The following is a 6,600-nucleotide window of genomic DNA, read 5'->3' on the forward strand; positions in this document are numbered from 1 at the left end:
AAGGTCGATCCTGCCTGGTTCAAGGTTGCACGTAATCTTGGCGCCGGACCGGTACATATGGTTACCAGAATCATCCTGCCGGCAATTACCTTTGACATTCTCTCCGGTCTGAGACTGGCACTTGGCGTTGCATGGATTGTGCTGGTACCAGCCGAATATCTTGGTGTGACATCCGGTCTTGGCTATGCGATTCAAGATGCACGTGAAACATTATCCTACGACCATCTGACCGCTATTGTTCTTACGATTGGTGCGATTGGTTATATCCTGGATACAACGCTGGCCATGCTAATCAAGAAATTCAGTTGGCACAGAGGTGGTGTGTGTTGATAGGTGGTGGTATTTGACCGTTCACAATTACCGCCAGGTAATATATAGCAGCATGTGTGAGGTTGACAGAATCGCGTGTGATTGTTTATCCGCACTGCGGGGAGTAGTAAAACGATGAATGATAATGATGTTTTATCGGTAGGTAATGATGGAGCAGCAACAGTGAAGCCCCGGGACGATCGATTTTATATTATGTACTGCCAGATGTGCACCATGGCGAAGTGCTCGGCATGTGGTTTAGGTAATATACTTTTTGGATTGGCTATTCTGTTCGGATTGTGGTGGTTAGGAATATTCCTGATCACGCTGGACCCCTCGAACGCTTTTTTTAAATCATTCGGCGTAGTACAAGCTTTTGAGGCTCTGCCTGAGTTGTGGGCCCGGGGATCGATTCCCGACGCTCTTATAAATAGCGGTTATCGACTTGGAATGGGGATGTTATTTGCTATTGCAATTGGCGTTCCTATCGGCATAGTTATGGGACGTATAGCATGGTTTCAGAAGCTTACCAACGTTCCATTCCAGTTTATGCGAATGATCAGCCCATTATCATGGGAGCCGATTGCTGTAGTTGCATTCTTGACATGGAATGATGCAATTATTTTCCTGATTACCATAGCCGCTGTATGGCCGGTTATGTTCTCTACTGCCGCAGGCCTGCAAAAAGTTGATCCTAACTGGTTCAAAGTAGCTAAAAACCTCGGAGCAGGTCCACTGCATATTCTTAAAACGGTTATTTTTCCGGCTATTGCCTTTGATATTTTTACCGGCATACGACTCGCTCTGGGTGTTGCATGGATCGTTATTATCCCCGCTGAGTTCCTGGGCGTAACGTCCGGATTCGGCTACGCGATTCAGGATGCACGTGAGGGTATGAATTATCCGAACCTTATGGGAGTCATACTCGTGATTGGTGTCGTCGGGTATATCCTGGACAGCATTCTTGTAATGCTGATCAAGCAATTTTCCTGGAGTAAAAAATGATTAATTAAGTTATTCCTTAAAGCCTATACCGAGTTTAATAGTTAATTGAACGTTTTGATGTAGATCGATTGATTAGAGGATATGGAGACAAAATGTCAAAACTTAATATAGTGTGTGTCACTGGCACACACGAAAAAATGCAGATGGCTGCAATGTTTGCTTCTGTTGCTGCTGCATCGGGTGACGAAGTCGTAGTATTTCTGTCCATGAACGCTTTGCCATACTTCACGAAAGGCTATAGCGAATCTGCACCTGTTGAGGGTGAGCTTGGTGAGCTTATGTCAAAAAAAGGCGTGCCACCTTTCAAGCAATTATTCCAGCAGGCCGTGGAGCTGGGTGATGCGAAATTATTGCCCTGCTCGATGGCGCTCGATTTGATGGAAATTACTGGTGATGATCTCGAGCCTGAGCTTGGTCCGCCAACAGGACTTACACGCTTTTTGAGTGATGCTGAAGAAGGGCATATGGTTACATTCTAATCTATGCGCCCAGTACTGGCAATTAAATGAGGTATTAATGATGAGTGATACTAGTAAAGTTATCGACGCAAGAGATACGTTTTGCCCAGGGCCGCTTATGGAACTGATTACGCACATGAAACAAGCGGAGATAGGCGAGACGCTTGAGTTATTATCAACTGACGAAGGTTCTGGTAATGATGTTCCAGAATGGGTTAACAAGGTCGGTCATGAGCTTATTAGCAGCGAAAAAGTCGACGGCGTTTGGCATATTTTTATTCGCAAAGCGAAATAACAGGTGTTGTCTGTTGTGTCTGAATGGTAAGTCCTGACCGACAGTAACAATAGCTCGGTTAAAGTATGGATAGGAGAGTGCAATGAGAATTCTAATTGTTGGTGGTGGCACAGGTGGTACCATTCTGGCAAATAACTTGGCGCGACGCCTGGCATCCGAAATTCGAGATCGTAAAGTAAGGTTAACGATGCTTTCGGCGTCTGACAAGCACATGTATCAACCAGGTCTGCTATATGTCGCATTCGGTCAGATGACACCTGATCAGCTTTACAGAGATCAGCAGAGCCTGCTCGAGCCTGGTATAGATTTTCATGTTGATCCCGCTGAAGAGTTTCAACTCGATCATAATAAAGTGGTCACAAAAAGCGGGAAAACACATGAATACGATATGCTGGTAATCGCAACAGGTTCTCGAATCGTTCCAGAGCAGATTCCTGGAATGGCAGAAGGTGCCGATACGTTTTATTCTGAAGAGGGCGCTGTGAAGATGTTCAAGCGCTTGCGTGAAATAGAGGAAGGAACCATCGCAATTGCGGTCGGAGTTCCTCACAAATGCCCTATCGCTCCTGTGGAGCTCGTGTTTTCCCTGCATGACTACTTTACTGCAAAAGGTATACGCGACAAAGTCAAGATAAAATATCACTACCCAATTGGCAGAATTCATACGATTGCCAATGTGGCTACATGGGCAAAACCTGAATTTGACAGAATGGGGATAGAATATGAAACCTTATTTAATGTCAAAGAGGTTGATGCAGAAAATAAAGTGGTTAGAAGCGAGGAAGGAACAGAAACAAAATATGATATGTTGATTGCCATTCCTCCTCATTCAGGCATGGATGTTGTTGAAAAAAACAACCTTGGTACAGGTGGATGGATACCAACAGACAGACATAGGCTGACAATGGAAGGCTATGACAATGTTTATGTGTTGGGTGATACGACAAACCTGCCTGTTAGCAAGACCGGATCCGCGGCTCATTTCGAAGCAGAGGTTGTCGCAGAAAATATTGCTTCAATTATCAAAATTGGTATTCCGGTAAGAGATTATGACGGAAAAGTCTACTGTTTCATTGAGACCGGCCATGATAGTGCAACACATGCAATGTTCGACTATAAAAACCCGCCTGATCTGAAGCCATCATCCAAACCGATGCACTGGTTTAAAATGGCATATAACCAGATGTATTGGTCCAGTGTCCGCGGGTTACTCTAAGGAAGCAGATATTATGACTACTGAAAATGAAGCAACTTTAGGCAATCTTGATCGAAATGACATTGAAGGACTGGTAGAAATTGCCAATCTGGTAGCAGCTGCCCGTGATGCAATGTCGGATGAAATTGTCACACGTATAGCGGGTACAATGAGCGAGGGTCTTACTCTTCTTGATCGCCTGACACGTAATGAAGGACTGATGCGCCTTCTCCAGGTTCTGGACAAGCCTGAAAGTCAGAATCTGCTCATTGCCCTTTCCGAGGCGATTCACGCAACGAGTCAGGAAATAGCCGCTGCACCACCGGCAACAGGTGGTTTCGGTTGCATGGTGCGTGTTGCCAAGGACCCTGGCACACAAGAGGGGATAAGACTCCTGTCGCTTATCGGCAAACATATGAGCCACAGCCTTCGTGAGCAACACCACAAGGGAGGGAACCCCGCTTAGCGTCCTTTAACGCACTGCACTATTACCACAAGCTGAATAGCCACCCACTTACGCCTATAAACCTGTATGACACAGTTTTTTTGGGCGCAGGTGGCTGTGCTATATAATCAGATCTACTTGTAAATCATTGATAACTGGTTGTCTTCATATTATATTGCATGACTGCCTTTCTGATATTTCTTCGGGTTCTACAATTCGAGGTCTTATGGTGTAGCGCTAAGGGCTCTTTATATGCTTGTGCTATTTATCGGTGATGTTGTCGGCGCCCCTGGGAAACGAGCTATAGCTTCTGCGCTTCCTCGTATACACTCCAGTTACCCGATCGATCTTGTAATCGCTAATGCTGAAAATATCGCAGATGGTAAAGGTGTGACTCCTGATTCGGCTAAGGAGCTGTTCTCCCTCGGCGTGGATGTTCTGACTAATGGTAACCATGCCTGGGATAAGCCAGAAGTCATCGATTATATTGTCACCGAACCTCGTTTGTTGAGACCCTATAATTATCCCGCTGGTACCCCGGGCAGTGGTTGGCATGTTGTCACTACTCAAAGTGGGGCAAAAGTTGGAATACTTAATCTTCTAGGTAACATTTTTATGTCATCATCTTTATCTTGCCTCTTCAAGGCTGCAGATAATGCATTGGCACAAAAACCATCAGATGTTAATTGCATTATTGTAGATGTGCACGCAGAGGTGGCAAGTGAGAAAATTGCTATGGGATGGTATCTGGATGGTAAAGTATCCGCCGTGGTCGGCACGCACACGCATGTTCCGACTGCTGATGAATGTGTGCTCCCCAAAGGCACAGGTTATCTCACTGATGTAGGTATGAGCGGGTGTTATCATTCTGTTGTCGGGATGGATATTAATCAGTCCATGAGACGTCTGATTGACAAAGAATCTGTCCCGTTAACTATTGCCCACGGCGAAGGTACGCTTCACGCGGCACTACTCGAACTAGATGAAAAAACAGGTTTATGTGTAAATATTCAACGATTAAAGATGAGAGAGTTTGAATTGACCAGGCATCAGCTTTGTGTATAGGCGCCTGCAGCCTATTCGCTGACTCTCTGGTGTAATGGAGTATGGATCTGTAACCTGGAAATTCAGCTTAAGGTTGCCCATAGCTTTAACACCTTTGTGCACACTCCTTGCTTATTTTCTACTCTACTTCCTGTTTTCCATTATACGCTTTTTGGTTGGTTATTTTTTGTCCAGAACCCGGTATGCTCAATACGATGACTGTGTGTCTAGTGAGAATATGGGCATTGGTCACTTGACTTGACCCCGTCACTGAGTATATCTGTTTGATTTTATTATACTGCCCTTGTATTTATCCTGCAGAGCAGTAACAATAATTGATACAGTGTCTGCGGATGTTACTTTTTGAATGATTCTAAAATACGTGTCTTGATAGACATTGTTGAATCGACTTTTCAACATGGGTGATGGTGGCTTTTTGAGCATACCATCTCCGGTTCGACTCAGGTCGCATTAAATAGAATAATTATTATTTGGTCCCGGTTTGCGTATACGGGATACTTTTAGGTGGGGTTATGGTGTTGAAGTACATAACGATGTCCCTCGTGGTTGTTGGTCTGGTATTATTGCTCTCCTCGTTGCGCCCGGTCAGGAGAATTTGTCAGGAAAAGGAATGTACCGACCTGACCTGGAATTTCATTTTTATCCTGCTGATGCTGTTTATTGCCGGCTATATTGCCCAGCTGGCCATGCTGAGCCGGCTGGCTGTTCCCGGGGTCGCCGAGATCCTGATGGCGATGGTTTTTCTGGGCGGCAGCCTGTTTGTGCTGTTAATTACCCGCAGCAGTCTTTCCAGTATTGAATATATCCGGCGTATTTCCGCGCTCGAACTGCACTATGCCTATCACGATCACCTGACTGGCTTGCCCAATCGCAATTTCCTGTATGAAAAGATTGAAGGGCTGATCAAGGAGGACACATCACCTCACTTCGAGTTCGTGGTGTTAATGATGGACCTGAATCAGTTCAAGGAAGTCAACGACTCGATGGGGCATCAGGCCGGAGATCGCTTGATCCAGCATGTGGCCACCCGTATCAAGAAAGTATTGCGTGTCACGGATACCTTCGTTCGTCTCGGGGGGGATGAGTTCGCGGTGTTGTTACCGGGCGCGAACCAGAAGACGGCCGAGGTCGTGGCACAGAATATCGTCCGTTTTATGCAGGAGCCGTTTCAGCTCGATCGTCGCCAGATACCGATTGGTATCAGCATCGGTCTGGCCGGTTATCCCGAAGACGGCCCCTCGGCGGATATGTTGATCCAGCATGCTGATGTGGCCATGTATATGGCCAAGGAAACCGGTTCCGGTTATGCGTTCTACGATGCGAATGAGGACCAGTACACCACCCAGCGTCTGAGCATGCTGTGTAATCTGCGTGACGCCATGGATAACCGCCAGATTACGTTGCACTATCAGCCGATTATCGATATGCAGCGCGGCAAGGTCTGGGGTGTGGAGGCATTGGCCCGCTGGCAGCATCCCGAACTGGGGCTGGTAATGCCGGATGAGTTTATTCCCCTGGCCGTACAGTCGAACCTGATGCGCCCGTTATCCCAGTACATTTTGCGCAGTGCGCTTCAGCAAATGTCGGAATGGCAAAAGGAAGGACTGGATTTGCGCATGAGCGTGAACCTGTCTATTCATGATATTCAGGACGCCCTGTTGCCGGAAAAACTGCGTGATCTGATCGAGCGCTACCGGATTAATCCGGCCCGGTTGATGCTGGAGATTACCGAAAACAGTGTAATGACTGATTCACATAGCGTGCGTGTGGTGATTGAACAATTGCATGAAATGGGCGTCAGTCTGGCGATCGATGATTTTGGTACCGG

At 46.4% G+C, this 6,600-nt stretch carries 8 protein-coding genes; all 8 read left to right on the plus strand.

From position 1 onward, the window contains the following. Positions 1–330, plus strand: a 330-nt coding sequence (locus RI563_RS08680; protein WP_310693979.1) for an ABC transporter permease, incomplete at its 5' end; no start/stop codon positions are given. A gap of 114 nt (positions 331–444) precedes the next feature. Continuing rightward, positions 445–1,314, plus strand: a complete 870-nt coding sequence (locus tag RI563_RS08685; protein ID WP_310693980.1) for an ABC transporter permease — start codon at positions 445–447, stop codon at positions 1,312–1,314. 92 nt (positions 1,315–1,406) lie between these two features. Further along, entirely contained in the window at positions 1,407–1,793 is a 387-nt protein-coding gene (locus RI563_RS08690) for a DsrE/DsrF/DrsH-like family protein (protein WP_310693981.1), read from the plus strand. 40 nt (positions 1,794–1,833) lie between these two features. Further along, entirely contained in the window at positions 1,834–2,067 is a 234-nt protein-coding gene (locus RI563_RS08695) for a sulfurtransferase TusA family protein (protein WP_310693982.1), read from the plus strand. Between the two features lie 82 nt (positions 2,068–2,149). Next, on the plus strand, positions 2,150–3,283 hold the full coding sequence (locus RI563_RS08700; protein WP_310693983.1) for an FAD/NAD(P)-binding oxidoreductase: 1,134 nt from the start codon (positions 2,150–2,152) through the stop codon (positions 3,281–3,283). Positions 3,284–3,296: 13 nt separating this feature from the next. After that, positions 3,297–3,728 (plus strand): hypothetical protein, encoded by a 432-nt coding sequence (locus RI563_RS08705; RefSeq protein ID WP_310693984.1) that lies wholly within the window; start codon positions 3,297–3,299, stop codon positions 3,726–3,728. Positions 3,729–3,959: 231 nt separating this feature from the next. After that, entirely contained in the window at positions 3,960–4,772 is an 813-nt protein-coding gene (locus tag RI563_RS08710; RefSeq protein WP_310693985.1) for a TIGR00282 family metallophosphoesterase, read from the plus strand. Positions 4,773–5,305: 533 nt separating this feature from the next. Beyond that, positions 5,306–6,600: putative bifunctional diguanylate cyclase/phosphodiesterase (locus tag RI563_RS08715; RefSeq protein ID WP_310693986.1), on the plus strand; the 1,295-nt coding region annotated here is incomplete at its 3' end.

The sequence above is a fragment of the Thiohalophilus sp. genome (assembly GCF_031581315.1).
Lineage (GTDB): Bacteria > Pseudomonadota > Gammaproteobacteria > UBA6429 > Thiohalophilaceae > Thiohalophilus.

What these genes read in the sequence shown, in the direction of transcription:
- RI563_RS08705 (WP_310693984.1), top strand. Translation starts at nt 3,297, where the DNA reads ATGACTACTGAAAATGAAGCAACTTTAGGCAATCTTGATCGAAATGAC.
- RI563_RS08710 (WP_310693985.1), top strand. Translation starts at nt 3,960, where the DNA reads ATGCTTGTGCTATTTATCGGTGATGTTGTCGGCGCCCCTGGGAAACGA.
- RI563_RS08695 (WP_310693982.1), top strand. Translation starts at nt 1,834, where the DNA reads ATGAGTGATACTAGTAAAGTTATCGACGCAAGAGATACGTTTTGCCCA.
- RI563_RS08690 (WP_310693981.1), top strand. Translation starts at nt 1,407, where the DNA reads ATGTCAAAACTTAATATAGTGTGTGTCACTGGCACACACGAAAAAATG.
- RI563_RS08700 (WP_310693983.1), top strand. Translation starts at nt 2,150, where the DNA reads ATGAGAATTCTAATTGTTGGTGGTGGCACAGGTGGTACCATTCTGGCA.
- RI563_RS08685 (WP_310693980.1), top strand. Translation starts at nt 445, where the DNA reads ATGAATGATAATGATGTTTTATCGGTAGGTAATGATGGAGCAGCAACA.